We start from the raw sequence: 26,333 nt of genomic DNA, 5'->3' as shown, positions 1-26,333 counted from the left end.
CAGCCCAACTTGCCGCATCTGTGATAATTTCCTGAAGAATCAGGGGCTTAAGTCAGAATACAGGCCTGTTCAACTTGAATATTATTTACTTTTTATTCACATCTTCGGGATTGAACGGGAAGACATTGAACATGTTTTTTGCCTGGCTTTGCATTTGTTCTTGCATTTGCACAAACAAATTCTTGCTCTGTTCTATGTAGTTACCCATCATACCCTGCATCATCGGGCCCTGTACATTCATGAACTGGGTCCACATTTCAGGGCTAAAAGGCTTGCCCTCATAGATGCCCTTGGAATTCTCGGCCAGCTTGTTCTGGATATCGATAAAGGCCTGGACGTTTTTTTCCAGATAATTACCCATCATGCCTTGCATGGCATGACCATAGTAACGAATGATTTGCGACAAAACGACGCTGGAGAACATGGGTGAACCACCCGCCTCTTCCTCCAAAATGATTTGCAACAGTATGCTGCGTGTCAGATCTTCGCCAGTTTTTGCATCGACTACTGCGAAATCATCGTTTTCCAGTACAAACTGTTTGACATCTACCAGCGTGATATAGCTACTGGTTTGCGTGTCGTACAGACGACGGTTAGGATATTTCTTGATCAGATGCTGTGTTGATTTTTTTGCGCTATTCATTGAGATCTCAGTTAAACACTTCGATATCCTGCCACTTTACGAGGATCACTCTTCAAAGCAGCACAGACTATTCACGCAAACATGATTCTTGTTCTGGCCCGGCCAAAACAGCTTTCATGTTTGTCCCCTTTTTTTATATCTTGTATTTTGCAGCCTGCAAAAGATATGCCCATCGAAATCTTGCGACTCTGATGGGCATATTTTACCGCACTGCAGAAGAAAGACAGCAATCAGGGAGGCTAAAAAGCCAATTTAAAAAATTTATTCTAATTCCTGACCATTCCTGAGTTAGCGCAGTGATTAACCCATGTGCAAACCACCATTGATGGAAAAGTCTGAACCAGTGGCATAACCACCTTCATCTGATGCAATCCAGGCAACAATAGAGGCAATCTCTTCGGGCTCAGCCAGACGTTTGACAGGGATGCCAGCCACAATTTTTTCCAGCACGTCAGGCCGTATGGCCTTAACCATGTCAGTACCGACATAGCCTGGGGATACTGTATTGACCGTCACACCCTTGGTTGCCACTTCCTGTGCCAGGGCCATGGAGAAACCATGAATACCGGCTTTGGCCGTTGAGTAGTTAGTCTGACCAAACTGGCCTTTTTGACCATTGACAGAAGAAATATTGATGATACGACCCCAACCGCGGTCCACCATGCCATCAATGACTTGCTTGGTGACGTTGAACAGGGAATTCAAATTGGTATCCATGACAGCATCCCAATCTGCCTTGCTCATCTTGCGGAACTGGCCGTCGCGGGTGATACCGGCATTATTGACCAATACATCCACTTCGCCAATTTCTGCCCTGACTTTTTCAAAGGCTGCCTTGGTTGATTCCCAATCTGACACATTACCTTCAGAAGCATGAATATCCAGGCCTTCAGCGCGCATATCTGCCAGCCATTTATCTTTACGGGCTGAATTGGGACCACAACCGGCAACCACTGTATAGCCGTCTTTGCACAGGCGCCTGCAAATTGGAGTTCCAATACCACCCATACCACCAGTAACATAAGCAACACGTTTTGACATACTTGTTCTCCTCATTGAATTTTAATTACTTAACAACAAACCTTCAATCTGCCCTTACCTTCACATAACGTCCAGGTGCGGCTTCAATTGCAGGAAACTCTGCATTTCCAGGCGTAGCAGGCACTTTCACCATCTTGCCGCCATGCTCACCCAAAAAGGCTGACCATTCTGGCCACCAGCTACCAGGGTGTTCAGTTGCACCAGCGAGCCAGCTTTCTGTATCCAGGCCGGTCTGCTCATTAGTCCAATAACTTCTTTTCTTCTTGGCAGGGGGATTAACAACACCCGCAATATGGCCCGAAGCCCCCAGCACAAAACGGTTGCGATTTTTATGACGGGGATTGAGCAAAGCGGTAGAGGCGTAAGCCGCCTGCCATGGCACGATATGATCTTCACGCGAACCATAGATAAAACATGGTGCATCAATTTTGCCCAGATCGACCTTGCTGCCTGCAACCGTCAACGCACCTGGCCGCTTGAGTTTGTTTTCCAGATAGGTGTTACGCAGATACCAGCAAAACATGGGGCCAGGCAAGTTGGTGCTATCGGCATTCCAGTAGAGGAGATCAAATGGCGGCGGCGCTTCACCCTTGAGGTAATTTGACTGGACATAATTCCAGACCAGGTCATTTGCCCTCAGGCTAGAGAAAGTGCTGGCAAGGTCCTTACCGGGCAAGATGCCACGGCGACCTATGGTTTGTTCACGCATCTTGACTTGCATTTCATCGACAAACACATCGAGTACACCAGTCTGCGTAAAGTCGAGCAAAGTAGTCAGCAAAGTCAGACTGCTGGCCGGGTGTTCGCCACGAGCTGCCAGCACCGACAAGGCCGTAGAGACGATGGTGCCGCCTACGCAAAAACCGAAAGCATTGACCTTGTCCTGCTTACTGATCTTTTGCGCGACCTTGATGGCCTGTATGGCGCCGTCTTCGATATAGTCGTTCCAGCTGACTTCGGCCATACTTTCATCTGGATTAGCCCAGGACACCAGGAATACAGTATGCCCCTGATCGACTGCATATCGCACGACCGAGTTCTCAGGCTGCAAATCCAGGATATAGAATTTATTGATACAAGGTGGCACCATCAACAGAGGGCGTTGATGTACGGTTTTGGTGGTTGGCTGATATTGAATCAGTTGGAACAAATGATTTTCATAGACCACAGTGCCGGCCGATGTGGCGACATTTTTACCAACTTCAAAGGCTGACTCATCTGTCTGGGAGATACGGCCTTTTTGCATATCGGCCAGCATTTGGGTAATGCCCTTGGCCAGGCTCTCACCCTTACTCTCGATCAGCTTGCTTTGCGCTTCGGGATTGGTGACCAGAAAATTAGCCGGAGACATGGCGTCAATCATTTGCTGCACTGCAAAACCGATTTTCTGTTTTGTCTTGATTGGGGCCTGCACAGACTCTGCCATGGCCATCAAAAAGCGTGCGTTCAACAGATAAGACGCTGCACTATAAGAGTGCATGGCATGGTTATGCCAGTCCGGGGCAGAAAAACGCCTGTCATTGAGATCAGGGATTTTGGATACGGCAAAGTCTTGCCATAACTTGCCAAACTCTTGCATATACTCCGTTTGCAAGCGCGTCATGGTGGCGGGGTCTATCTGCGCCCCCAGGTCCTTCAGCATGTCGGCTGCTGGCATTGGGTTCATTGCTGCGGCAGGTTTCATCCACTCCTGCCATTTGTCTTGATTCACTAGCTGTGACATCCACTCGGAGTACATAGCTTGAGGATCGAAAGTCTTCATGCGTGCCTCCTGATTTTCGCGTATCGTTTCGAAATAATTTTAAGCTTTCTTTCCCTGACTAAATAAGCTGCAATACAGTCCTCACTATTGCATGCCAATACGTATCCATATCAAGCATTCACAATAATAAGTAACAAGGTTTCTATGTATATCGTTGCAATCGCCTGGATTTATGTCGTACTGATGATGTCGATCACAGAACACTCCGTCATCGCAGGCATCATGACTTTCCTCTTGTATTGCGTTTTTCCTTTAACAATAGTTTTATACCTGATGCGCACACCACAGCGCAAGCGTGAACGACTGGAAAAACAAGCTGCACTGCAAAAACAATCTGAAACTCCAACAGTTTCAGAAGATCATCGGCCAACCGAAACCAAAGCCGACTAAGCTAAAAACCTTCAATCTGGTGCTATCCAGATCAGGCTCGCCATTCTTCCGCTGATTCCGTCACGTCGATAAGAATAGAATTCCGCCACTTCAGTCACTGTACAACGGTCACCACCAGACACCTGACTAACACCGATATCATTTAGCAATTTTCTTGCCAGCCCGCAAAGATCAGCCAGATATTTTTCCGCCCCACCCTGCCTGGCTCGTGCTTTGAAATAAGCCTGCGCATCAGGAAGTTGCGCAGCAAAAGCATCCAATACATCGCGTCCAACTTCAAATTCTTGCGGCCCTATTGCCGGACCAAGCCAGGCAATAATTTCCTGAGCCCCCTTATCACGCATAGCTGATACGGTATTTTGTAATACGCCACCAGCCAACCCGCGCCAGCCCGCATGTGCTGCGGCGACGACTTTACCGCGAACATCGGTAAATAAAACCGGCAAACAATCGGCAGTCAACACAGCGCAGACTTGCCCGGCTTGCGTACTGAGCACAGCATCACCGATATTACTGACATTGCCAAAAGCGAGATCAGCAGCATCAAGTATTATATTGCCATGCACTTGTGATAAGAATATGACATCCGAAGGCAATTGACGATTTAATTTATCCCGATTCTGTGTTACTGCGATGGGATTGTCGTTGACATGGTCACCGAGATTAAGGCCAGCGCTGCCGGCTGCATCACCATAGGGGCCAAGGCTGACCCCACCATGACGGGTAGTGGTGAACGCCCGCACGGTAGCGGGCGCGTGCTGCCAGTCAGGCAGCACTACCGGGAAAGGAGCAAGAGCAGTTAAGTCCTTGCTGTCTGGTTTCATACTGTCTGTATACCTGCCTGCAGCAGCAATGCTGCAAAATCATCAGCCAAGGGGATTTCCCACTCCACATGCTCGCCTGTGGTCGGATGTGTCAAACCCAGCTTGCGCGCTTGTAGCGCCTGGCGATGAAAGAAACGCGCCAGATGCTGTTTGCCATATAAAGGATCGCCAACCAGAGGAAAGCCCAGTGACAGCATGTGTACGCGTATCTGATGGGTACGGCCAGTTTCGAGTTGACAGGCCACCAGGCTGACAGGGAATTTTTCCAGCATGCCAGCAGCTACGCGCTGGAAATGCGTGACAGCAGGTTTGGCAAGCATGCTTTGCGAAACTGCCATCTTGATGCGGTCACGCGGATGCCTGGCCATAGGCGCATCGACAGTCCCCGACAAATTAGGCGTCCCCCATACCAGTGCATTATATTCACGCTTGACTGTCCTGTCCTGCAACTGGCGCACCAGTTCAGTATGAGCAATCAGGGTTTTGGCAACCACCATCAGGCCAGAAGTATCTTTATCCAGCCTGTGGACGATACCAGCGCGTGGCACACCCAGCAAAGCAGGCCAGCGATACAGCAAGCCATTGAGCAAAGTGCCTGACCAGTTACCTGCTGCCGGGTGTACCACCATATCAGCCGGTTTGTTGATGACCAGGATGTCATCATCTTCATACACCACGTCCAAAGGGATGTCTTCCGGTGCATAAGCACCTTCGTCGGGCGCTGCCTGTGGCTCGATGATGATCTTTTCATCACCCAGCATGGTCATCTTGCCGCGACCTGGCTTGCCGTCAACGCTGACGAACCCGCCTTCTATCCATTGCTGGATACGGCTTCTTGAATATTGTGGAACCAGTTTGGACAAAGTCTTGTCCAAACGCTCACCACAGGCTTCTGAAGTGAGCTTTAATTCTATATTTTCTACTACAAGGGCAAAATCTTCGTCCACTTCGGTGGTATCGTTCAGCCCTTCTAATTCAGTGTCCAGGTCGGAATCTGACAAAATCACTGTAGTAGTTTGTTTCACATTTTTTGCCATCGGCTATAATCCGTAAATTGTTTTCATGCTCACGCACAAATTTATGCACATTAAATCTTTGAAATTGCTGGTTCTGGCTGTTGCCGCGTCCTTAAGTTTAAGCGGCTGCGGGGTATTTGGTGAAAAAGGCGATGAGACCAAAACCTGGTCAGCATCAAAATTATACGCTGAAGCAAAAGACGAAATGTCCAGTGGGGGTTATGAAAAGGCAATTCAGTACTTTGAAAAACTTGAATCACGCTTCCCTTTCGGTACTTACGCACAACAAGCGCAGATGGAAACTGCCTACGCTTATTACAAACAAGGTGATCAGGCGCAAGCACTGGCCGCCGTTGAACGATTTATCAAGCTGCACCCAAATCATAGTCATGTAGACTATATGTATTACTTGCGTGGCGTGATCAACTTCAATGACCAGGTTGGCTTGTTCAATTTCCTGGCTAATCAGGACATTACTGAACGCGACCCTAAAGCTTCCCGCGATTCTTTTGACGCTTTCAAACAACTGGCAATCCAGTTCCCAGACAGTAAGTATACGCCAGACGCGATCTTGCGCATGAAATATCTGGTAAACGCCCTCGCACAATACGACGTACACGTAGCGCGCTACTATCTGCGTCGCGGTGCGTACCTGGCTGCTGCCAACCGTGCCCAAGCCGCGATCAAGGAATATCCGGATGCGCCTGCCATTGAAGAAGCGATGTTTATTTTAATACGCTCCTACGATGCCATGGGTATGACAGAGCTGCGTGATGATGCAAACCGCGTCTTCTTGCAAAACTTCCCGAAAAGCGATTACCTGAGCGGCAAAGCCGGTTCGCGTAATGCATGGTGGAAATTCTGGTAAAACCTCATGTCACGTCAGGACATGCGCATGTCCTGACGAATTATGGCTGAACCAGATGAAAATTACCTACGCCATCTAATCTTCAATCTTCCGTCGGAATACCCAGCTAGTCTTGGTTGATTCTTCTTCGCAATAGGCATACCCCTCTTCCGTAAAGGCTTTCAAGTCATTTGCCTTGCGTATGCCCTGTTGTGCGCTATATCTGGCCATCAAGCCTCTGGCGCGCTTGGCATAAAAAGAAATAATCTTGTATTTGCCATTCTTCCAGTCCTGAAACACAGGAGAAATCACAGGTACACCTAAAACTGCAGGTCGAACAGCCTTGAAGTACTCATCCGATGCCAAATTCACCAGTATCTGTGATTTGTGTTGCTGAATAGCATCACTTAACTGTAAACTTATTTTATCGCCCCAGTAGGTATACAGGTTTTTACCAAGAGGATTGGCAAGCGTCGTTCCCATTTCCAGGCGATAAGCCTGCAAGGCATCAAGAGGACGTAGCAAACCATACAAGCCAGACAAGATACGCACGTGATTTTGCAGGTATTTCAGTTGCGGAGAAGTCAGGCTGCTGACATTGAGCCCCTCATACACATCACCATTAAATGCGAATACTGCCTGCTTCCTGTTTTGCGGTTTGACTTCGAGCTTCCAGTCTGCAAAACGCTGCACATTCAATTGCGCCAGTGCAGGAGAAATATCCATGAGTTCAGCCAGTTGATCAGAAGTATATGTTCTGGCAATTTCCACCAATTCCTCAGCCTCAGCAAGAAAGTGTGGCGTAGTCATGGTTTTGGTCCTTACGGGTGTTTCAAAGTCCAGACTTTTGGCCGGAGATAATACAATGAGCATAAATTGGATTTAAAAGACAAAATGACCGACATCATACCTAAGCGCGTAATTCTTGACACCAATGTATGTCTGGATTTATTTGTTTTCAAAGACCCCAGATGGTCAGTTTTGCTTGATGAACTCAGCAATGGGCAGTTACAGGCACTGACACGCACTGATTGCCGGGATGAATGGATAGCCGTACTCAGCTACCCCCACCTCGCTGCAAGACATGAAAGCGCCGAAGCCGTAACAGCCCTGTTTGATGCACACATCAATTGCCTGACTCCTGTTGCGACTGGATACAAACTCCCGGTGTGCAGTGACAAGGATGATCAAAAATTCTTAGAAATTGCACGTGATACTCAAGCCGAAGTTCTCATTACCAAAGACAAGGCCCTGCTCAAACTCGCCAGGAAAATGAAGCAGGCTGGCATGTTCAGGATAGAGACGCCCGAACAATTTTTGCGAACTTACGTAAAAGAATGTGACAAAACTGCATCGGGAGTAACAAAAGAATGACAAATTTTATTACTCTGAGTTATTCTTCGGTAATGTCCTGCTACTATGAACAAGAGCAAAAAGCAGTCTTGTTCATGGATAAAAATTACCCCTTGATTTAAGCAAAATAAATCAGGAAAAAACCGGAGTCCATGCGGAAACGTGGTATCTGAATGGCAGCAGCACTCAGAACATTTCTGCATACTCTCGCTGACACACCGTGACATTTGTGAAGCTTTACACAATGATCAATGCGATTATGGAGAACCAAGGACTATGACCGATTCAGCAGATGATCTGGACGCATTGTTTGAAGAAATGGCCAATCAGCGCCTGGAAACCAATGTAGAGTCCCCCTCTTCCCAAGCAGCACCTACTGTGATTAGCGAACCTATATTGCAGGAACCGGCTCCTGCCAAGTTCAATTTTCACAGTGATGATGCAGACGCCACCAAGCCCATTTTTGACCGCTTGGGTGGCATCGTCAGAATGCTGCATGACTCCATGCGCGAGTTGGGCTATGACCGTTCACTGTCAGATGTTGCAGTGCAGATTGCAGATGCCCAGGGCAGGCTTGAATATGTCGCCACACTTACTGAGCAGGCTGCCAACAAGGTCTTGAACGCCACAGATCTGGGCATGCCTGAACAAGATGAACTGGCCAAGAAAGCCAAGTCCATGGATGCGCGCTGGACGGACCTGTTTGATGGCAAACTTAGCGTTGACGAATTCAAGTCCCTGGCGACCGACTCCAAGACTTTTGCCAATAATGTGCTGACTGCCACAGACGCTGAAAAAGCGCGTTTGCTGGATATCATGATGGCGCAAGACTTCCAGGATCTGACTGGTCAGTTGATCAAAAAAGTGGTGGCCATCAACAAACGTGTTGAACACGAACTGACGCAAATTCTGCTGGATAATGCACCGATAGAATTGAAGGAAAAAGCAGTAGAATTGATGGAAGGCCCTTCCGTCCCGAACGCAGCGTTGGAACAGGATGATGTAGATAACCTACTTGATAGTCTGGGTTTCTAATGGATGACATGCTCAAAGAATTTGTCGTCGAAGCGCTCGATCTGGCGACCAATGTAGAAGAACATCTGCTTTCACTCGAGCGCAATCCGGGCGACATGAATACGCTGAATGCCGTATTCCGGTCATTCCATACGATCAAGGGTGGCGCAGGCTTCATGAATTTGAGCGCCATGGTATCGGCCTGCCATTTAACCGAAAATCTTTTCGATGCCCTGCGCACTGGACAAGTTCCTGTCACGCCCGAGGCCATAGAAGCAGCGCTTGAAGCCAGTGGCTTTGTCGCCGATCAGCTTACCGCCCTGAACAATGGCACCGAGCCGGACAAACTCTCGACCATGCCCAAGTCGCTGGAAAAAATGCTGACTGATGCCATAGAAATGAAGGGCGTCAGCAAGAAACCAGCCGCAACCAAAGCCAAGACGGCCGATGCACCCAAGCCAGTAGAAAAAGCCGCCGAGCCAGCAGCGAAAAAAGAGAATACCGGCGAACTCGACTGGGAAGCCTATTTCCGTGCGGTGACACCAGCAGGTACACTACCAGAAGCCGTAGCCGACACTGCAGAAGCCGTCGAAGAAGAAGCGCAGGCTCCCGCACAAAGAGAGGAGACTGAAGCAGTCAAATCCTCCTTGTCCGGTGCCGAAATCAAACAGAATGCCCCGGCAAAAGAAGAAAGCATACGTATAGATGCGGTCAAACTGAATGTCTTGCTGGAAGTTGCCGGTGAATCCGTGCAGGCAGCCAATCAGGCAGCAGTATTGTTGGAAAAATTATCGCAATTCAAGTTTGACGGCCAGGCCGCACCACTGATGTCTGCCCTGACTGAAACCCTGACACGCGCATCCCGTTACTCAACCGAGCTGCAACGCGCCACGCTGGCGACACGGATGCAGCCTGTGGGACGTTTATTCCAGAAATTCCCACGACTGATCAGGGAATTGGCACGTGACCTCGGCAAAGAAGTTGACTTGAACATTGCCGGTGCAGAGACAGAAGTGGACCGCGTTGTCGTTGACAGCTTGTATGATCCGCTGGTGCATATGTTGCGCAACGCGCTTGATCATGGCATAGAAACCGCTGAAGAACGCATCAATGCCAACAAGTCACCGCGTGCCACGATTTCCTTAAAAGCCTGGCAAGAAGCCAGCAGCGTCATGATCGAGGTCACAGATGACGGCAAAGGCATGGACGCACAAAGACTGCGCGATAAAGCCGTCTCCAAGGGCTTGATCAATGTGCATGATGCCCGTACCGACGACGAAGCTTTCCAACTGGTATTTTTGCCAGGCTTCTCGACCAAAGAAGTCGCGTCCAGCGTATCTGGCCGCGGTGTCGGTATGGACGTGGTAAAAACCGCTGTAGAACGCCACCGCGGCGCGATACGCATAGCCTCTCAGTTGGGAACAGGCACAACCTTCCTGATCCGCCTGCCAATTGAGCTGTCTATCGTACCGACCATGCTGGTTCGCACAGATGGTGCTTCGTTGGCATTGCCAATGGCAACCGTGCAGCGCGTGGTTGAATTACCAGAAACCTTTGAAAGCGTCGGTGGCCAGCCTGTTTTGCGCGATCTTGGCCGGCCTTTGCCAGTCAAATCACTGGGCAAGATACTAGGTTATACACCGGCATCAGAAAGAGTTGGTATCGTCATTGCCGCCCCTAGCCCTTACATCTTGTCTGTCGATGCGGTTGATGGCACAGCTGACCTGGTGATCAAACCACTGACTTGCATCAGCACACCTGGCATTACCGGTACTGCCCGTTCTGCTGAAGGTGAGCTGGTCCTGGTGATCAGTCTGTCTTTCCTGATTGATGGTTGCAAGACGCGGGAACGCATCACGGCTTAATTCCTGCCCAATTCAATAAATCAGCAAGCTTCATCTGATAAACGCATTTTGACCAAATCTGTCAAAATGCGTTTATTCTTTTCACAGCCACATGGCGCGTCATGACCACTCCCCCACTCTCTCTGCAAGATTTCATGCTGGAGAATAAGTTTGCAGATCTCCCCTCGCATTTCTTTACCCATCTTTCGGCCAACTCCATAGATAAACCTTATCTGGTGGCGGCCAGCCATAAAGTTGCGGCGCAATTGAACCTCGATCATGCCAGTTTGGGCTCCCCTGAATTTCTCGATTATTTTTCCGGCAATCAGGTCCTGCCTGGCAGCAAACCCCTGGCAGCCGTTTATTCGGGCCACCAGTTTGGCGTCTGGGCCGGTCAACTGGGTGATGGCCGCGCCTTGCTACTTGGTGGCAGGTCTCATGATGGACAACATCTGGAAATACAGTTAAAGGGTGCAGGCATGACACCGTATTCGCGCATGGGTGATGGCCGGGCAGTATTACGCTCATCCATACGCGAATTTTTATGTTCAGAAGCGATGGCTGCGTTGAACATACCGACATCACGCGCACTCTGCGTCATAGGGTCAGACCAGATGGTATTCCGCGAAACGCCAGAAACCAGCGCCGTTGTCGCACGCGTCGCTCCAAGCTTTGTACGCTTTGGTTCTTTTGAGCACTGGTACTATAACGACAGGATGGATGATTTGCGTTTACTCGCCGATTATGTCATCGCACAGTCTTACCCTGAACTACAGACAGAAAATAATCCATACCAGGCATTACTCTCCAAGGTCACCACGCGTACTGCCGAACTGATGGCGCATTGGCAGGCTGTCGGCTTTATGCACGGCGTCATGAATACCGACAATATGTCTATCATCGGCCAGACTTTGGACTATGGTCCATTCGGTTTCATGGAGGCTTACGATGAAAAACATATTTGCAACCATACTGACCAGCAAGGACGCTATTCCTACCGCATGCAGCCAGCGATAGGTAACTGGAACTGCCAGGCTCTGGCGCAAGCCTTGTCGCCACTCATAGGTAGTGTTGATGACACCAATGCTGCGCTAAGCCATTACCCGGCCATTTATCGCCAGAAATGGACAGCGCTCATGCATCAGAAGTTTGGCCTGAAGACAGATCACGAAGCTGATCTGGACTTATTTGCTGGCTTTTTCACTTTGTTACAAAGTAATCATGCAGACTTCACCCTGAGTTTTCGCTGTTTGAGTAAGCTTTCGAATCAGAAATCGACCAAGGATGAGCTACTGCGCGATTTGTTCCTGGACAGGGATAGCCTGGATGCATGGCTGGTTAATTACCGGGCACGCCTGGCAATAGAACAAAGTGATGAGCTGACTCGTCAGACCAGCATGTTGTCAGTCAATCCTAAATATATTTTAAGAAATTATCTTGCTCAGTTAGCAATAGAAAAAGCGCAGAAGAAGGACTTTTCAGAAGTCAGGAAATTATTGCATATTCTGGAAAATCCCTATGAGGAACAAGACGAACACGAAGATTATGCAGAATTGCCGCCTGACTGGGCCAAGCACCTGGAAGTCAGTTGTTCATCCTGAAAAAAAATGCAGAGGGAATCATGAGTAAAATTGTAAAGTCAGATGCCGAATGGAAAGCGCAGTTAAGTTCAATGGAATATGAAGTCACCAGACATGCAGCTACCGAACGCGCTTTCACAGGTAAATTCTGGGACCATCATGAGGTAGGCACGTATACTTGCGTATGCTGTAACACGCCCTTATTTACTTCAGATGCTAAATTTGACTCTGGCTGCGGCTGGCCAAGTTACTTCAAGGCAATTAATCCGGCCAATGTACGTGAAAAAGTTGATACATCTCATGGCATGACGCGCACTGAGATATTGTGTAATATCTGCGACGCCCATCTGGGACATGTATTCCCCGACGGACCGCCACCTACGAGGTTGCGCTATTGCATTAATTCGGCCTCCTTGAAATTTGACCCTGCAACCTGAGTTGTCTGTAAATGAAATTCCTTTTTGACATGTTTCCGGTAGTTCTGTTTTTTATCACCTTCAAATGGGGTGAAAAAAATCCGGCTACCGCGCAATCGCTGGTCTCTGACTATTTTTCCGGCATCGTCTCTGGTGGTGTAACGACTGCTGAACTGGCTCCCATATTGCTGGCGACAGCACTTACACTGGTCGCTTCTATATGCCAGATTGGCTACCTGCTTATACGCCGTAAAAAAGTGGATGCCATGTTATGGATTTCCTTCATCATTATCATGGTGTTCGGCGGTGCTACCCTGTACTTCCAGAGTGAATCCTTTATCAAATGGAAGCCTACGGTGTTGTACTGGTGCTATTTTGGTGCATTTGCTTTGGCTCAGCTTGTTTTCAAGAAAAACCTGATTCAAATGGCAATGGACGAGCAAATCAAACTGCCAGAGCAAATCTGGACTCGCCTTAGTTATGCCTGGATGCTTTATTTCTTGCTGATGGGCTTCGTCAATCTGTATGTAGCATTTAATTTCTCCACAGACACATGGGCAAATTTCAAATTAATCGCCGTGGTTGCTATCATGCCGGCATTTATCATCATCCAAAGCCTGTTTTTGGCTAAATATATGGAAGAACCAGCCCAATGACACGCCAGGAAAAAATATTAGCACGCCTGACGGAAACCTTGCTGCCAACTCAGTGTCAATTAACGGATGACTCCGAAGCCCATCGCGGCCATGCCGGTGCAGCAGGTGGTGCAGGTCATTACAGTGTAAGAATAGTCTGTCAACAATTTGAGGGATTAAACCGTATTTCCCGCCATCGACTAGTGTATGATGCCGTTGGCGATATGATGCAAACGGAAATTCATGCCCTCAATATTGTGGCATTGAGTCCGTCAGAGATAGCGACCTAAGCAGTTTATTTATAATCCGTTTTTTTTATTTTGTTATTTAGGAACAGACAATGACTTTTAAACCTGCTCATTTGCTGGTGGTACTTCTTGCAACTGCCCTGCCTGCAATGGCTCAAAATCTGGCTACGGTTAATGGCAAGGCTATTCCAGCCAGCCAACTCGAATTATTGGTAAAACAAGCGGTAGCGCAAGGCCAGCAGCAGGATACGCCTCAGTTACGTGCACAGATCAAACAAAGCCTGATCGCCAATGAAGTCTTGATACAAGAGGCAGAGAAATCCGGACTGGCCAAAAACGCCGACGTAAAACAAGCTATAGAACAAGCGCGTCAAACCATTCTGGTTCGCGCGATGATGATCGACTATCTGAAAAAGAACCCTGTAACTGACGCAGAAGTTCAAGCCGAATACGATAAATTGAAGGCTCAGGCAGGTGACAAAGAATATCACCTGTATCACATCATGCTTGATACAGAAGATGAGGCCAAAGCAATCATTTCCAAATTGAAAGCTGGCGCCAAATTTGACGAACTGGCCAAACAATCCAAAGATCCTGGTACAGCGTCCAAAGGCGGTGATCTGGAATGGTCTACACCAAATAACTGGCCACCAGCATTTACCCAGGCATTTACCAAACTGCAAAAAGGCCAATTTACAGAAACTCCTGTAAAACTGACCGATGGCCAGGGCAAAGACAAGTTCCACATCATCAAACTGGATGACACGCGCACAGCGAAATTCCCAACTGTTGAAGAAGTGAAACGTGAATTTGTTGACGGTATTTCACAGCAGCGTATCCAGGTCTATCAACAGTCCCTGATCAAAAAAGCCAAGATCCAATAAAAGCTTGGTTCAATTTAAAAAGAGGCGCAATGCGCCTCTTTTTGCATTCTGGCTACTGTTTTTACTGGTATTTATTGATAATACTGTTTAGTTTGCCATTTCGTTGCAATTCAGCCAGGCCCTTATCCAGTTGCTCTATGATTTGTGCTGCCTGAGGATGCTCCTTACTGACACCAAAATGCAGGGGGTATTTTTCAGTCTGTGGCAAGTTTAATATTTTGTAAGTACTCATATCCAGCGGCAAAAGGCTCAAGCGGGCAAAGCCCCACAATACCTCCTGCATATCCACCACAATGTCACAATGCCCACGTTCAATTTTACGCATGAGACTGGTGTAACTGGTTGCGCCACTCTCAATCGCAGAGGCTGGCAGGCGGGTATAGAAAGTCGATGAGCCGTGCAAAGAACACACTTTGTATTTTTCCAGGTCATTGAGTACTTGCAGGGGAGCTTGCGAGAAGCGCTTGGCTGAATACAAATAGGAAGGTGTCAGGCTATGATAACTGCGGGAAAACAGGTAAATCTTTTCGCGCTCAGGGTTTTTGAATACCGACATCACAATATCGAATCCCTCCCGCGCCTGCACCTCGGCGAGGCAGCGGGCCCAGGGTCTGAGTTCTATTTTTGGGTCAGCAAAGATATTTCGCAAAATATCTGCCGACAAACCTTCAACCGGCGTTCCTGCAGCCTTGATATAAGACATGGGGGGCCAGTTACTATCTCCGCCACAGGCGCGCAAGCGCTCTGCTGCACCGGCAGTGTGCAAGGCAAACAACATGGCAAAGAATAGCAAATATCGCATTTATCTGGAGAAAGTTTCCCTGCGATTCATTATAAGGAAAGCTGCACACCTCAAACGCTTTATTCTGGATTCAAAATGTAAATCATCTTCATAAAGCGTAAAGCAAATAAAACGGGCGAAATCACTTCCATGATTTCGCCCATCGTTCCTGCAATCCTACCATTGCCAGTCCGTCACTGCCTTGCAAAGGAACAAATCAGCCGACAAAGACGCGCGCATTGCGGAACATGCGCATCCATGGAGAATCCTCACCCCAACCATCTGGATGCCATGAATGCAAGACAGTGCGGAATACACGCTCGGCATGTGGCATCAACACGGTAAAGCGGCCATCTTCATTGGTGACCGAGGTAATACCCTGCGGTGAGCCATTCGGGTTATAAGGATAAGCTTCCGTTGCCGTGCCTGCATTATTGATAAAACGCATGGCCACCTGTGCCTTGGCGATGTCACCAGTCGTTGAAAAGTCAGCAAAACCTTCGCCATGAGCGATAGCGATAGGTGTTTGCGTACCCGCCATACCCTGGAAGAAGATGGAAGCAGACTCAGCAACTTCTACCATGGCAAAACGGCCTTCAAATTGCTCAGACTTGTTCTTGGTGAATTTGGGCCATGCCTGCGCACCAGGGATGATGGATTTCAAATTACTCATCATCTGGCAACCATTACAGATACCCAGACCAAAGGTGTCATCGCGGTGGAAGAATTGTGAGAATTGATCAGACATCATGGCATTGAACAAAATCGTTTTTGCCCAGCCCTCGCCTGCACCCAGTACATCACCATAAGAGAAGCCACCGACAGCGATCAAGCCCTTGAAGTCAGTCAGTTTTGCGCGGCCAGCAATCAGGTCACTCATGTGTACGTCTACCGCTTCAAAACCGGACTTGTGCATGACATAGGCAGTTTCTATATGCGAATTCACACCCTGCTCACGCAAGATAGCAACCTTGGGACGTACGCCAGTCGCAATGAATGGCGCTGCCACGTCTTGCTGCGGATCGAAACTCAATTTAGGCTGCATGCCTGGATCATTAGCATCCACGATGCGCGCATATTCAGCATCAGCACCGGCGGGGTTGTCGCGCAGGCGGGCAATTTGCCAGCTGGTTTTGCTCCACAACTGATGCAAGGCAGTTCTAGGCTGCGTATAGATTTGCTTGGCATCGCGGGTAAATTCAATGATCCCGCTGTTGTTTGGCTTGCCTATGATATGGCTGCAGGCACCCAGATTAAAGCTGCGCAAGATGTCCATGACTTCTGAGCGTTGTTCAGTACGCACTTGGATCACGGCACCCAGTTCTTCATTGAACAAGGCACGCAAGGTCATGTCATTACGACGTTCAGACACCTGGCTGGCCCAGTTCTTGGCATCGCCCTGGTCTGCCGCATGTTCACTATCCATGGTCAGGATATCCAGATTGACAGACAAGCCAGCACGACCAGCAAATGCCATTTCACACAGGCTGGCGTACAGACCACCGTCAGAGCGGTCATGGTAAGCCAGCAATTTGTCTTCGCTATTCAATTGCTGGATAGCGGCAAAGAAGGCCTTGAGGTCGTCTGCACTATCAACATCCGGTGCGTCATTGCCCAGTTGCTGCATGACTTGCGCAAAGCAGGATGCACCCAGGCGATTCTTGCCACGGCCCAGGTCGATCAAAATCAGGCTGGTATCCCCCTGATCCAGGCGTATTTGCGGCGTAAGTGACTTGCGTACATCATAGACGGGCGAGAAAGCAGAAATAATCAGCGATACCGGCGAAGTCACGGCCTTGCTTTGCCCTTCGTCTTTCCAGGTGGTACGCATGGACAAAGAATCTTTACCGACCGGGATACTGATACCCAGTGCCGGGCACAATTCCATGCCAACTGCTTTTACCGTATCAAACAGGGCGGCATCCTGGCCAGGCTGGCCACAGGCTGCCATCCAGTTGGCAGACAGTTTGATATCCGAGATATCCCTGATCGGCGCAGCCGCAATATTGGTGATGGCTTCGCCAACGGCCATACGGCCAGACGCAGCAGCATCAATCACGGCCAACGGTGTACGCTCGCCCATGGACATGGCTTCGCCCAGGTAGCCTTCCAGGCTCATTGTGGTCACGGCACAATCAGCCACCGGCACTTGCCATGGGCCTACCATCTGGTCACGCACTGAAGTAGCACCCACTGTGCGGTCACCAATGGTGATCAGGAATGATTTATCAGCAACCGTAGGCAAACTCAGTACACGCTCAGCGGCAACTTGCAGATCGATGCCTGTCAAATCAATTTTTGGGAAATCATTGCTGACATGGACAACATCCCTGTGCATTTTTGGCGGTTTGCCCAGCAAGACATTCATGGGCATATCGACTGGTGAAGTATCATTCAGCGGGTCAATGACGCGCAATTGACGTTCTTCAGTCGCAGTACCCACCACAGCAAACGGGCAACGCTCACGTTCGCAGAAATGACGGAACAGTTCCAGGCTTTCTGGTGCTATGCCCAGGACATAACGCTCCTGCGATTCATTACTCCAGATTTCTTTCGGCGCCATGCCGCTTTCTTCAAGCGGTACTTTGCGCAAATCAAACAAGGCACCACGCTTGGCATCATTGGTGATTTCAGGGAAGGCATTTGACAAACCACCAGCACCTACGTCATGGATGGACAGGACAGGATTATCATCACCCAACTGCCAGCAAGAGTTGATGACCTCTTGCGCACGACGTTCCATTTCAGGGTTACCACGCTGCACAGAATCAAAATCCAGATCGGCAGTGTTAGTACCCGTTGCCATCGAAGAAGCAGCACTACCACCCATACCTATGCGCATGCCTGGTCCACCCAGCTGTATCAACAGCGTACCTACCGGCAGATCATTCTTTTTGGTATGCCTGTCCGAGATATTGCCGATACCACCGGCAATCATGATGGGCTTGTGATAGCCATAGACCGTACCACCGACATTTTGTTCGAATGTACGGAAATAGCCACCCAGAACCGGACGGCCAAATTCGTTATTGAAAGCCGCACCACCCAAAGGGCCTTCTATCATGATTTGCAGCGGTGAGGCGATACGGTCTGGCTTGCCGTAGGCATTCGCATCGACTTTTGCAGTCAGACTGTCACCGGCATTTTCCCAAGCCTGGCGCGCGCCTGGCAACATCAGGTTGGATACTGTAAAACCGGTCAGGCCAGCTTTTGGACGTGCGCCACGACCGGTTGCACCTTCATCGCGAATTTCACCACCCGCGCCAGTAGAAGCACCTGGGAATGGAGAAATAGCTGTCGGGTGATTATGTGTTTCCACCTTCATCAGAGTATGCGTCAACTCTTCTGTGACCTTGTACACCTGGTCTTTACCGGATGGGAAGAAGCGTTTGACGACTGCACCTGCCATGATGGAAGAATTATCGCTGTAGGCAACGATAGTGCCTCTGGGCTGCAACTCATGGGTATTCTTGATCATCTGGAACAGGGATTTATCCTGTTTCTGACCATCGATAGTCCAGTCTGCATTGAAAATCTTGTGGCGACAATGCTCGCTGTTCGCTTGCGCAAACATCATCAGCTCAACGTCAGTCGGATTGCGTTTAGCCGTGGTAAAGGCGTCTACCAGGTAATCAATCTCGTCGTCAGATAAAGCCAGGCCGAGTTCAGTGTTCGCCTGCAGCAGGGCTGCCTTGCCACCTTCCAGTACGTCTACATGTTCCAGCTCTTTGGCAACCAGTTCAGAGAACAGCGCCTGCGCTTGCTGCGGATCGGCCAGCACCATTTCTGTCATGCGATCATGCAAGAATGCTGCCACCTGTTGACGGCTGCTATCAGCAAGCTTTTTGGTACCGCCCAGCAAACCTGTCTTGACCTGTACATAATAGATAATGCCGCGTTCCAGACGATGGATATGCGTCATGCCGCAATTATGGACGATGTCTGTTGCCTTGCTGGCCCATGGCGAGATCGTGCCAAAACGTGGGATCACGACAAACATATCACCTTCGCTGCTGGCAGCAAAGGCATCGCCATACACCAGCAGAGCATTCAGGCGGTCAGCGTCTTCCTTGGCCAGTTCAGATGCTGTATCGACAAAATGAACATAGCGTCCGCTGACGCCGACAATATTGGCATCAACAGCTTGCAAACGAGAGAGGAGACCGGAGGTACGAAAAGCAGACAGGGCGTTGGAGCCTGGCAATATCAACATGGTGAGTGAGGTAGTTGAGGCAATGTACACAAAACCTGCCATGCACATTTGCTGGTTGGATCAGAAAGCGTGATTATACCTTGATGCCCTACCCGACTCCAGACGCCAGCAGGAAGAAATTGCCTTGACTGCCAAACTCAATTCATAAACAGGGTGCTGCGACCGATTTTTTTACTGTTTTTGAATTTATGTGCATATTTTTTATCATTAAATCCTGCCAGATCTTCATCCAGCACGACCAGACTGACCAATTGCTCGTTGGTAATTTTATCAAAAATAGTATCTGAAACAACAATCTCGTTTTTATGCAGCTTATTTCCCCAAAACAAATCACTGCTGCGACTCTCAACTACCCGTACCGGCCGCTTCAAATAAAATGGTAGCGAGGATTGATGTTCGAATACTTTAAATAAAAATACTTCGCGTTTGTCGGGCGCGGTATTCAATTCAGTCACCAGCGGCAGAGTAGAAGTCCACTGCGACGACGCTTGCAAAACACCGATAAACGCCAGCAACATCAGTGCGGGCAAAGCGATGAATGGCAATATCCCAACACCCGGTTTGCGCCAGGCAAGCACCGCGATACCTGCGCTTAGAACACAGGCTGATGTCATGAAGGCTTGCAAAAACTGCTTCCCGTTCGTGCCATAAATCATCAGGGAAGATATCTGATGATTTACTTGTTTCCCTACCCACCAGGCGAGAGCACCAAACAATGCTGATAAGACCAGGCCTACCAGCCCTCTGCCCCAAGCCGTGCCCAGGTTTCTGTCTTCCAAAGCGATGGCAAGCTGCAGGGCAGCCAATGGCATGACAACGACAAGATAATAATTCGCCTTGGCGCTGGACAAAGAGAAAAACAAAACTGGCATGATCCAGGCGCAAGCCAGGAAGAAATGCAGGGTTCTTGGTGTTTGCAGGCGCGCCTTGACGAATAAAAGCACAGGCAAAAAGAAAGACCAGGGGAATAAATAGATCACCATCCTTGGCAGGTAATACCACCAGGCACCGGCATAATAATCATGCGGCTCGCGTTTGCCCAAAAAACGCAGCACATGTTCATTAATGAAATAAAACCAGGCAAATATGGGTTCGGCCAGGATGGCGGCAATATGCCATGGCAAGGCGATCAGCAAAAAAATGGCAATCGCCCTGGCATTAAACCAGGCCAGAATTCTTTTGAAAAAATCGCCTGTTGAGCTGGAAAACAGTATGGTGTAAACAAATGTCACAGCCACAAATAAAATGATCGCTACAAAGCCTTTCGCCAACAATGCGAAAGCGAGCATTCCCAAAGACCAATTGAGTTTTTTCTTTTCACCAGAAACGCTGTACAGGTACCCAAACATCAGCGCACCAGTCAGAAATACCGCCAACAGCATGTCAAACATCAGGGTACGCGACATGGCCATGACACCCAGGCCGCTGATAAACATCAAAGCAGCCAGCCGTGAGGCTGAGACACGTGCAATCTGACGCCCAAACCACAAAATCAGCGCCACGCATGAAAATGCGGACATCGCAGGCACTATCCGGGCCGCCCATTCATTCTCGCCAAAGATCGCAAAAGAAATCGCCGTTAGCCAATACAACAATGGTGGCTTTTCCATATAGGCCAGACCATTCAGATGCGGAATAATCCAATGGTGCCAATCGCCAGATGCCAGCATTTCCCTGGGGATTTCCGCATACAGGCCTTCATTGTTATCCAGTATCGGATAGCAACCCAGACCATAAGCCAAAAAGAAGATGGTAAGTACCCATACCAGCCAGGCAGGTATGACGGGTTGACTCACTTCAGTATTGGCTTGCACAACATTCATAGATGGGGCGAATTATTTCCCGGGAAAATGGGACTTGTCTCAATTTAATTTTCAAGTAGCGAACTTTATCCACTCTTGGTGAATAAAGCAAAAAAAGACAAGCAAATTGCTTGTCTTTTTTCAAGGTATCGATTAATCAGGCTACAGAGGCTACATTTTTCGCCCAAACCAGGGCTGCCATGTGGGCTGCGTTCAAATCAGGTGGAGTGATCTTCAAGGATTCTGCAAGAGAGCCGACCAGCATGCTATTCAATTCGCATGCCTCAGCCAACGCCAGGAATGGCCCGTAAGTGCCACCACGGGATATCAATGCTTCAGTGACCACTTCAGGCAATTGTATTGATGACAGCACTTCCTCCATAGGAATGCCAAGCAGCCTGTCCAGCAAAGAGAACATCCCTGCCACAAACAGATTTTCTGCTTCACTCTTGGACATTTTGCCCTGCCCCAAAATTTCAGCGAGACGACCACGGACGATGGCAGTTTCCAGCAATACCGGGGAATAACCACTGGTGCTGGCAGTTGCCAATAACAGGGTGAGCCATCGATATAAAGGGCTGTAACCCAGCATCTGTACTGCATGCTTCAAGGACTGCACTTCAGAGCGCAAGCCGAAACCGGCAGAGTTAATGTAGCGCAAAAGCTTATAAGCCAGCGTCGCATCGCGCTTGACGACGGCTTCAAGCTGCTGGATGTCGGCATTTTTCCTGACCATTTCCATCAACTGCAAAATAGTCGTTTGCGAGGTATTTAAAGTCTTGGGCGCAGTGCTTGGTCTTGGTGTCAGGTGCAGCTTACCGACAAAGCTATCCAGACCCAATGCAGAGCATGCATCGAAATCCTGCCAGGCAGTAACATTGCGCGCCACCATACGGACAGTCGATTGCTTCAATGTCGCATATACCTTGGCTTGCGATGCAAAATTGGCGGCATTCAATTTAACTTCAAGATGGGTAATTTGCGCAAAATAAGCGCGTTCCAGCGTGGTTACTTCAGCACCGCGCAGGCATATGCCGTAACCGAGTTGGCGCAACTCGGTCACCGCAGCCAGCGTATCTGGGTCAGCAAAGTATTTTTTATGGAGTATCAGTACGGTATTCTTGGCGGGGAGCAGCTTTAAACCCTCTGCATGCAATAACTCAGGCACTGCCTCAAGGAACAGCAGGCTATCGCCAAGCAAGAAACCTTTGTCGTCATCCTGCAATTGCACCGCAACAAACTCAAGCAAGGCGCTCAGGCTTTCCGTGCTTGCTTCTGCATTTTGATCCGGCTGTTGCCAGGAAATTTGAAAACCAATAACTCGTTGCTTAGGATCGAGTAAGGGCTCCCTTACGATGAAGCTTTCTTCTATCATCTTAGTATTATTTATGTTGGATTAATATGATTGAAAAATTCAGAACTCAAGGCTGTCGTGCAAATATTAAACTGATTCTGGTTTAAACAAGCCCGGTATCACGTTGTAGATTGATTCTCGCACTAGTCAAACAGCACGCGCAATCTGCCGTCGACTACCATCCAACGACTAATCAATCGTTCATTAACTTGCACGAACCAAGCACTCACAAGAGTGGATATCTGCACTGCCTCTTCTGAAATTGTGGCAGCAACACCAAAGCGATAAGGCTGATTTCGCGTACCTTCGCCTGCATACTTTAAACACTGACACAAAACCAAGCTTTGCACACTATCCCGCAACAGTTTGTCCATGTGCCGCACGCTGCCCAGGAGATTTTCTACTTGAGTATCTGAATTGACGGATAGACTCATTTTCCTCTCCTGGGAAAGCTGATTGCTCTGCTATTTTCCTAATTTTTCGAAAATCTTTGTCAGTTTTTCATCCAGCGTGGCTGCAGTAAATGGTTTCACTACATAGCCATTTGCGCCCGCCTGTGCTGCAGCAATGATGTTTTCTTTTTTGGCTTCGGCAGTCACCATGAGTACCGGCATTTTTGATAAAGCCGGGTCAGCACGGATGTGCTGCAACATCGTCAGCCCGTCCATGTTAGGCATGTTCCAGTCTGAGATGACGAAATCGAAATCACCATTCTTCAGTTTTGCCAGTCCCATTGCACCGTCTTCTGCTTCATCGACATTGGAATATCCCAATTCTTTCAGCAAATTCCGCACTATGCGACGCATAGTAGAAAAGTCGTCGACTACTAAAAATTTGAGATTTTGATCGGCCATGAATTACTCCACTATTTCTTTAAGGACAGTTATTAGCATTATCGGACAAATTGAGATAAAACGGTGGTGAAATTGCTGTAACACATTAAATTCTATCAAAACGTCACACCCTCAGGGCTCTGCTACCATGTGTAGCCAGGTAATGCAGAACCTTTGTGGGCAATTCATTCAAAGGGCCAACCTCATGTGTCGCGCCAATTGCTATTGCTTCACGCGGCATACCAAATACTACACAACTTGCTTCATCTTGGGCAAAATTGTATGCACCGGCATTTTTCATCTCCAGCATGCCTGCTGCGCCATCCTTCCCCATCCCTGTCAAAATCACGCCTACGGCGTTTTTACCTGCATAGGTAGCAGCAGACCGGAATAAGACATCGACTGAAGGACGATGCCGGTTAACCGGCTCTCCCTGATCCAGTTGGGTCACATAGTTGGCACCGCTGCGTCCCAGCAACAGATGCGAATGGCCGGGAGCAATATAAGCATGACCAGGCAAGACACGCTCACCGCCTGCCGCCTCAGACACAGAAATTTTGCACAAACCATCAAGGCGCTTGGCAAAAGAACGGGTAAATCCTTCCGGCATATGCTGGGTAATTAAAATTCCCGGACAATCCGAGGGCATCTGTACCAGGAAGTTCTTGATCGCTTCAGTGCCCCCCGTGGAGGCACCAATAATAATCAGTTTCTCACTACTGGTCAGAGGATTGCGCACTTGTGGCAATACACCAACATTCGCCTGTCCGGCAACTGCAACTGGGGCACTTCTTGGTCTGATTCTGGCTTTGGACGCGATCCTGATCTTGTCAGTGATCAACTCAGTGTACTCCAGCATGCCACTTTGTATCGATAACTTGGGCTTGGTGACAAAATCAACTGCCCCCAGTTCCAGTGCACGCATGGTGATCTCAGAACCACGTTCGGTCAGTGACGACACCATAATGACGGGCATGGGGCGCAGGCGCATCAAACGCTCAAGGAAATCGAGACCATCCATCTTCGGCATTTCCACATCCAGTGTCAGCACATCCGGATTGGTCTGCTTGATCAATTCGCGCGCAACCAAAGGATCAGGGGCCACGCCGACCACTTCCATATCGGGTTGACTGCTGATGATCTCGCTCATGACACTCCTGATCAGCGCAGAATCGTCAACAATTAATACTTTTATCTTCATTCGCAAATACTCCGCGTTCCGTCTTAAAACTGACGTCACACCATCAAATAATCAGAACAAATCAACTTCACCGCCAACTGAAGTTGTCTTGAGCCTGCTGGCATAATCCTGTTCGCGCCTTCTCAGGGTATCGTTATGCTCAACTTTGAGTTTCTTGACCAGTACCTTGCCCGTTCGGGGGAAAAAATACACTTTGCGTGGGTAAATGTCATTGAGATCTTCAGCGATGACGCGCATTCTTTCAGCCCGCAAATAGTCGAGTACAAATTTGGCATTGCGCTCACCTACATTGATCGCTGTAAAGCCACGCAAGACATTACCGCCGCCAAATACCTTGGCTTCCATGTTTTCACGCTTGGCACCGGCTTTTAACAATTCATTGATCAGCACTTCCATGGCATACGTGCCATAACGCATGGATGCAGAGACTGGGTTATCTGCATCACCACCGCTATCAGGCAGCATAAAATGGTTCATTCCACCGACACCGGAAACACGATCACGTATACATGCAGAAACGCAAGAACCCAGCACTGTGACGATCAGCATGTCTTTGTTGGTGAAGTAAAATTCACCAGGTAATATTTTGGCAGCATCACAATCGAAAGTCCTGTCGTAATAGACATTCGTCGCAAAATGCTCTTCACTTAGCTGGCTCATGGATTACCCTTTTTGCAAATTGCGCAATGTCGCTCTGTTGCCTGACATATGGGATTTGCCCAGTTCATAAACTGTCTTCCCTCTCAGCTTGAAATCATCTGAGACATACAAGAAGTTTTCTGAATGACCGGCAAACAACAGACCGTCTGGCTTCATCAAGGGGACAAACTTCTTCAAGATTTTACCCTGCGTAGGTTTGTCAAAATAAATCATGACATTCCGGCAAAAAATCGCATCGAATTCACCACTCAAAGGCCAGCCATCTTCCAATAAATTCAACTGCTTAAATGTGATCAAGTCGCGCAACTCTGGCCTGACCCGCACCAACCCCTCCTGAGCACCCTTGCCTTTCAAGAAAAATTTACGCGTTCTTTCTGCCGATAATTTTTCGATACGGTCCAGGTTATAGACGCCACGGGATGCTGTTTCCAACACATTGGTATCTATATCTGTGGCTATGATGTGTGCAGGCGGGCGCAGGGTTCCGAATGCTTCACACAATGTGATGGCAATGGAATAAGGTTCTTCGCCTGTAGAACTGGCGGAACACCAGATATTGACAGTCTCTTTTTTCTGGGCGATGTGTTCAGCAAGGATAGGAAAATGATGCTCTTCCCTGAAAAATGAAGTCAGGTTGGTGGTTAACGCATTCGTGAAGGCTTCCCACTCAGATTCAATCTGATGACTTTCCAGGCCATCAAGATATTCAGAAAACGAGCTGATACCAGTCGCCCGCAAACGGCGCGCAAGCCGGCTATAAACCATTTCCTGCTTACTATCTGCCAGAGAAATGCCAGCTCGTTTGTAAATCAGATCTCTGACACGATCAAAATCTTTGGAGTTAAATGAAAACTCCTTTGAAGTGTCTGATCTGGCTTTATCGATGGATTTCGTCATTCAATGCTTTCCTAAACTTTCCCCATCTTGTTTTAGAGACGAAAGCTGATTTCAAATAAAAATCCAGATAATCAAGATTACAAAGACATTTTGCC

Annotated in this window: 25 protein-coding genes; 10 read left to right on the top strand and 15 right to left on the bottom strand. The window is 48.6% G+C overall.

Going from position 1 to position 26,333, the window contains the following annotated elements:
* Window positions 1-85: 85 nt before the first annotated feature.
* The 3 genes from phaR to phaC form a co-directional block, all read right to left on the bottom strand.
* Window positions 86-643, bottom strand: coding sequence for a polyhydroxyalkanoate synthesis repressor PhaR (gene phaR / locus AC3WQT_RS06595; protein ID WP_422941495.1), 558 nt, complete (start codon window positions 641-643; stop codon window positions 86-88).
* Between the two features lie 300 nt (window positions 644-943).
* Entirely contained in the window at window positions 944-1,684 is a 741-nt protein-coding gene (locus tag AC3WQT_RS06590) for a 3-ketoacyl-ACP reductase (protein ID WP_110253708.1), read from the bottom strand.
* A gap of 43 nt (window positions 1,685-1,727) precedes the next feature.
* Window positions 1,728-3,446: a class I poly(R)-hydroxyalkanoic acid synthase gene (gene phaC, locus AC3WQT_RS06585; protein ID WP_492702982.1), complete on the bottom strand. Its 1,719-nt coding sequence runs from the start codon at window positions 3,444-3,446 to the stop codon at window positions 1,728-1,730.
* Between the two features lie 144 nt (window positions 3,447-3,590).
* On the opposite strand from phaC, the gene AC3WQT_RS06580 reads away from it, so the two are divergent.
* Window positions 3,591-3,836, top strand: coding sequence for a hypothetical protein (locus AC3WQT_RS06580; protein WP_492702981.1), 246 nt, complete (start codon window positions 3,591-3,593; stop codon window positions 3,834-3,836).
* Window positions 3,837-3,847: 11 nt separating this feature from the next.
* Here AC3WQT_RS06580 and pgeF read toward each other — a convergent pair whose 3' ends face one another.
* Both pgeF and AC3WQT_RS06570 read right to left on the bottom strand, forming a co-directional pair.
* A complete protein-coding gene (gene pgeF / locus AC3WQT_RS06575) occupies window positions 3,848-4,660 on the bottom strand; it encodes a peptidoglycan editing factor PgeF (protein WP_492702980.1) in 813 nt (270 codons plus the stop codon).
* Window positions 4,657-5,697: an RluA family pseudouridine synthase gene (locus AC3WQT_RS06570; protein WP_492702979.1), complete on the bottom strand. Its 1,041-nt coding sequence runs from the start codon at window positions 5,695-5,697 to the stop codon at window positions 4,657-4,659. Before AC3WQT_RS06570 ends, pgeF begins: the two co-directional genes overlap by 4 nt.
* 43 nt (window positions 5,698-5,740) lie before the next feature.
* Between AC3WQT_RS06570 and AC3WQT_RS06565 the strand changes: the two genes are divergently transcribed.
* Window positions 5,741-6,544, top strand: a complete 804-nt coding sequence (locus AC3WQT_RS06565) for an outer membrane protein assembly factor BamD (protein WP_492702978.1) — start codon at window positions 5,741-5,743, stop codon at window positions 6,542-6,544.
* Between the two features lie 75 nt (window positions 6,545-6,619).
* On the opposite strand, the gene yaaA is transcribed toward AC3WQT_RS06565, so the two are convergent.
* Window positions 6,620-7,396: a peroxide stress protein YaaA gene (gene yaaA, locus AC3WQT_RS06560; RefSeq protein WP_492702977.1), complete on the bottom strand. Its 777-nt coding sequence runs from the start codon at window positions 7,394-7,396 to the stop codon at window positions 6,620-6,622.
* Between the two features lie 21 nt (window positions 7,397-7,417).
* Here yaaA and AC3WQT_RS06555 point away from each other — a divergent pair, with 21 nt between their 5' ends.
* The 8 genes from AC3WQT_RS06555 to AC3WQT_RS06520 all read left to right on the top strand — a co-directional run bounded on the left by AC3WQT_RS06555 (window position 7,418) and on the right by AC3WQT_RS06520 (window position 14,497).
* Window positions 7,418-7,897 (top strand): putative toxin-antitoxin system toxin component, PIN family, encoded by a 480-nt coding sequence (locus AC3WQT_RS06555; protein WP_492702976.1) that lies wholly within the window; start codon window positions 7,418-7,420, stop codon window positions 7,895-7,897.
* 255 nt (window positions 7,898-8,152) lie between these two features.
* Complete coding sequence (locus tag AC3WQT_RS06550) at window positions 8,153-8,911, top strand: protein phosphatase CheZ (RefSeq protein WP_492702975.1); 759 nt, start codon at window positions 8,153-8,155, stop codon at window positions 8,909-8,911.
* A complete protein-coding gene (locus AC3WQT_RS06545) occupies window positions 8,911-10,755 on the top strand; it encodes a chemotaxis protein CheA (protein ID WP_492702974.1) in 1,845 nt (614 codons plus the stop codon). The genes AC3WQT_RS06550 and AC3WQT_RS06545 overlap by 1 nt, the downstream gene beginning before the upstream one ends.
* A 101-nt stretch (window positions 10,756-10,856) precedes the next feature.
* Window positions 10,857-12,335 carry a protein adenylyltransferase SelO gene (locus AC3WQT_RS06540; protein WP_492702973.1) on the top strand — a complete coding sequence of 493 codons (1,479 nt, stop codon included), beginning with the start codon at window positions 10,857-10,859 and terminating at the stop codon, window positions 12,333-12,335.
* A gap of 20 nt (window positions 12,336-12,355) precedes the next feature.
* The gene (msrB, locus tag AC3WQT_RS06535; protein ID WP_425450863.1) at window positions 12,356-12,751 is read left to right on the top strand and encodes a peptide-methionine (R)-S-oxide reductase MsrB; all 396 of its coding nucleotides are present in this window, start codon (window positions 12,356-12,358) and stop codon (window positions 12,749-12,751) included.
* Window positions 12,752-12,762: 11 nt separating this feature from the next.
* Complete coding sequence (locus AC3WQT_RS06530) at window positions 12,763-13,386, top strand: septation protein A (RefSeq protein ID WP_492702972.1); 624 nt, start codon at window positions 12,763-12,765, stop codon at window positions 13,384-13,386.
* Window positions 13,383-13,655, top strand: coding sequence for a BolA family protein (locus tag AC3WQT_RS06525; RefSeq protein ID WP_492702971.1), 273 nt, complete (start codon window positions 13,383-13,385; stop codon window positions 13,653-13,655). The genes AC3WQT_RS06530 and AC3WQT_RS06525 overlap by 4 nt, the downstream gene beginning before the upstream one ends.
* 50 nt (window positions 13,656-13,705) lie before the next feature.
* Window positions 13,706-14,497 (top strand): peptidylprolyl isomerase, encoded by a 792-nt coding sequence (locus AC3WQT_RS06520; RefSeq protein WP_492702970.1) that lies wholly within the window; start codon window positions 13,706-13,708, stop codon window positions 14,495-14,497.
* 61 nt (window positions 14,498-14,558) lie between these two features.
* On the opposite strand, the gene AC3WQT_RS06515 is transcribed toward AC3WQT_RS06520, so the two are convergent.
* The 9 genes from AC3WQT_RS06515 to AC3WQT_RS06475 form a co-directional block, all read right to left on the bottom strand.
* Window positions 14,559-15,299, bottom strand: coding sequence for a substrate-binding periplasmic protein (locus tag AC3WQT_RS06515; protein WP_492702969.1), 741 nt, complete (start codon window positions 15,297-15,299; stop codon window positions 14,559-14,561).
* A gap of 196 nt (window positions 15,300-15,495) precedes the next feature.
* Window positions 15,496-19,491, bottom strand: a complete 3,996-nt coding sequence (gene purL, locus AC3WQT_RS06510) for a phosphoribosylformylglycinamidine synthase (protein ID WP_492703130.1) — start codon at window positions 19,489-19,491, stop codon at window positions 15,496-15,498.
* Between the two features lie 137 nt (window positions 19,492-19,628).
* Window positions 19,629-21,287 carry a glycosyltransferase family 39 protein gene (locus AC3WQT_RS06505; RefSeq protein WP_492702968.1) on the bottom strand — a complete coding sequence of 553 codons (1,659 nt, stop codon included), beginning with the start codon at window positions 21,285-21,287 and terminating at the stop codon, window positions 19,629-19,631.
* A 163-nt stretch (window positions 21,288-21,450) separates the two neighbouring features.
* Window positions 21,451-22,668, bottom strand: coding sequence for an EAL and HDOD domain-containing protein (locus tag AC3WQT_RS06500; protein ID WP_492702967.1), 1,218 nt, complete (start codon window positions 22,666-22,668; stop codon window positions 21,451-21,453).
* 122 nt (window positions 22,669-22,790) lie between these two features.
* Window positions 22,791-23,081, bottom strand: a complete 291-nt coding sequence (locus AC3WQT_RS06495; RefSeq protein WP_492702966.1) for a hypothetical protein — start codon at window positions 23,079-23,081, stop codon at window positions 22,791-22,793.
* A gap of 30 nt (window positions 23,082-23,111) precedes the next feature.
* Complete coding sequence (cheY, locus tag AC3WQT_RS06490) at window positions 23,112-23,501, bottom strand: chemotaxis response regulator CheY (protein WP_110253727.1); 390 nt, start codon at window positions 23,499-23,501, stop codon at window positions 23,112-23,114.
* A gap of 103 nt (window positions 23,502-23,604) precedes the next feature.
* On the bottom strand, window positions 23,605-24,681 hold the full coding sequence (locus AC3WQT_RS06485; protein ID WP_492702965.1) for a protein-glutamate methylesterase/protein-glutamine glutaminase: 1,077 nt from the start codon (window positions 24,679-24,681) through the stop codon (window positions 23,605-23,607).
* 51 nt (window positions 24,682-24,732) lie between these two features.
* The gene (gene cheD, locus AC3WQT_RS06480; RefSeq protein ID WP_186951606.1) at window positions 24,733-25,341 is read right to left on the bottom strand and encodes a chemoreceptor glutamine deamidase CheD; all 609 of its coding nucleotides are present in this window, start codon (window positions 25,339-25,341) and stop codon (window positions 24,733-24,735) included.
* Between the two features lie 3 nt (window positions 25,342-25,344).
* Window positions 25,345-26,238: a CheR family methyltransferase gene (locus tag AC3WQT_RS06475; protein WP_492702964.1), complete on the bottom strand. Its 894-nt coding sequence runs from the start codon at window positions 26,236-26,238 to the stop codon at window positions 25,345-25,347.
* Window positions 26,239-26,333 lie beyond the last annotated feature (95 nt).

This window comes from Undibacterium sp. FW305-107, from assembly GCF_058788535.1.
Note: the sequence above shows the minus strand (reverse complement) of the source record. Positions and strands in the feature narration are given on the sequence as shown.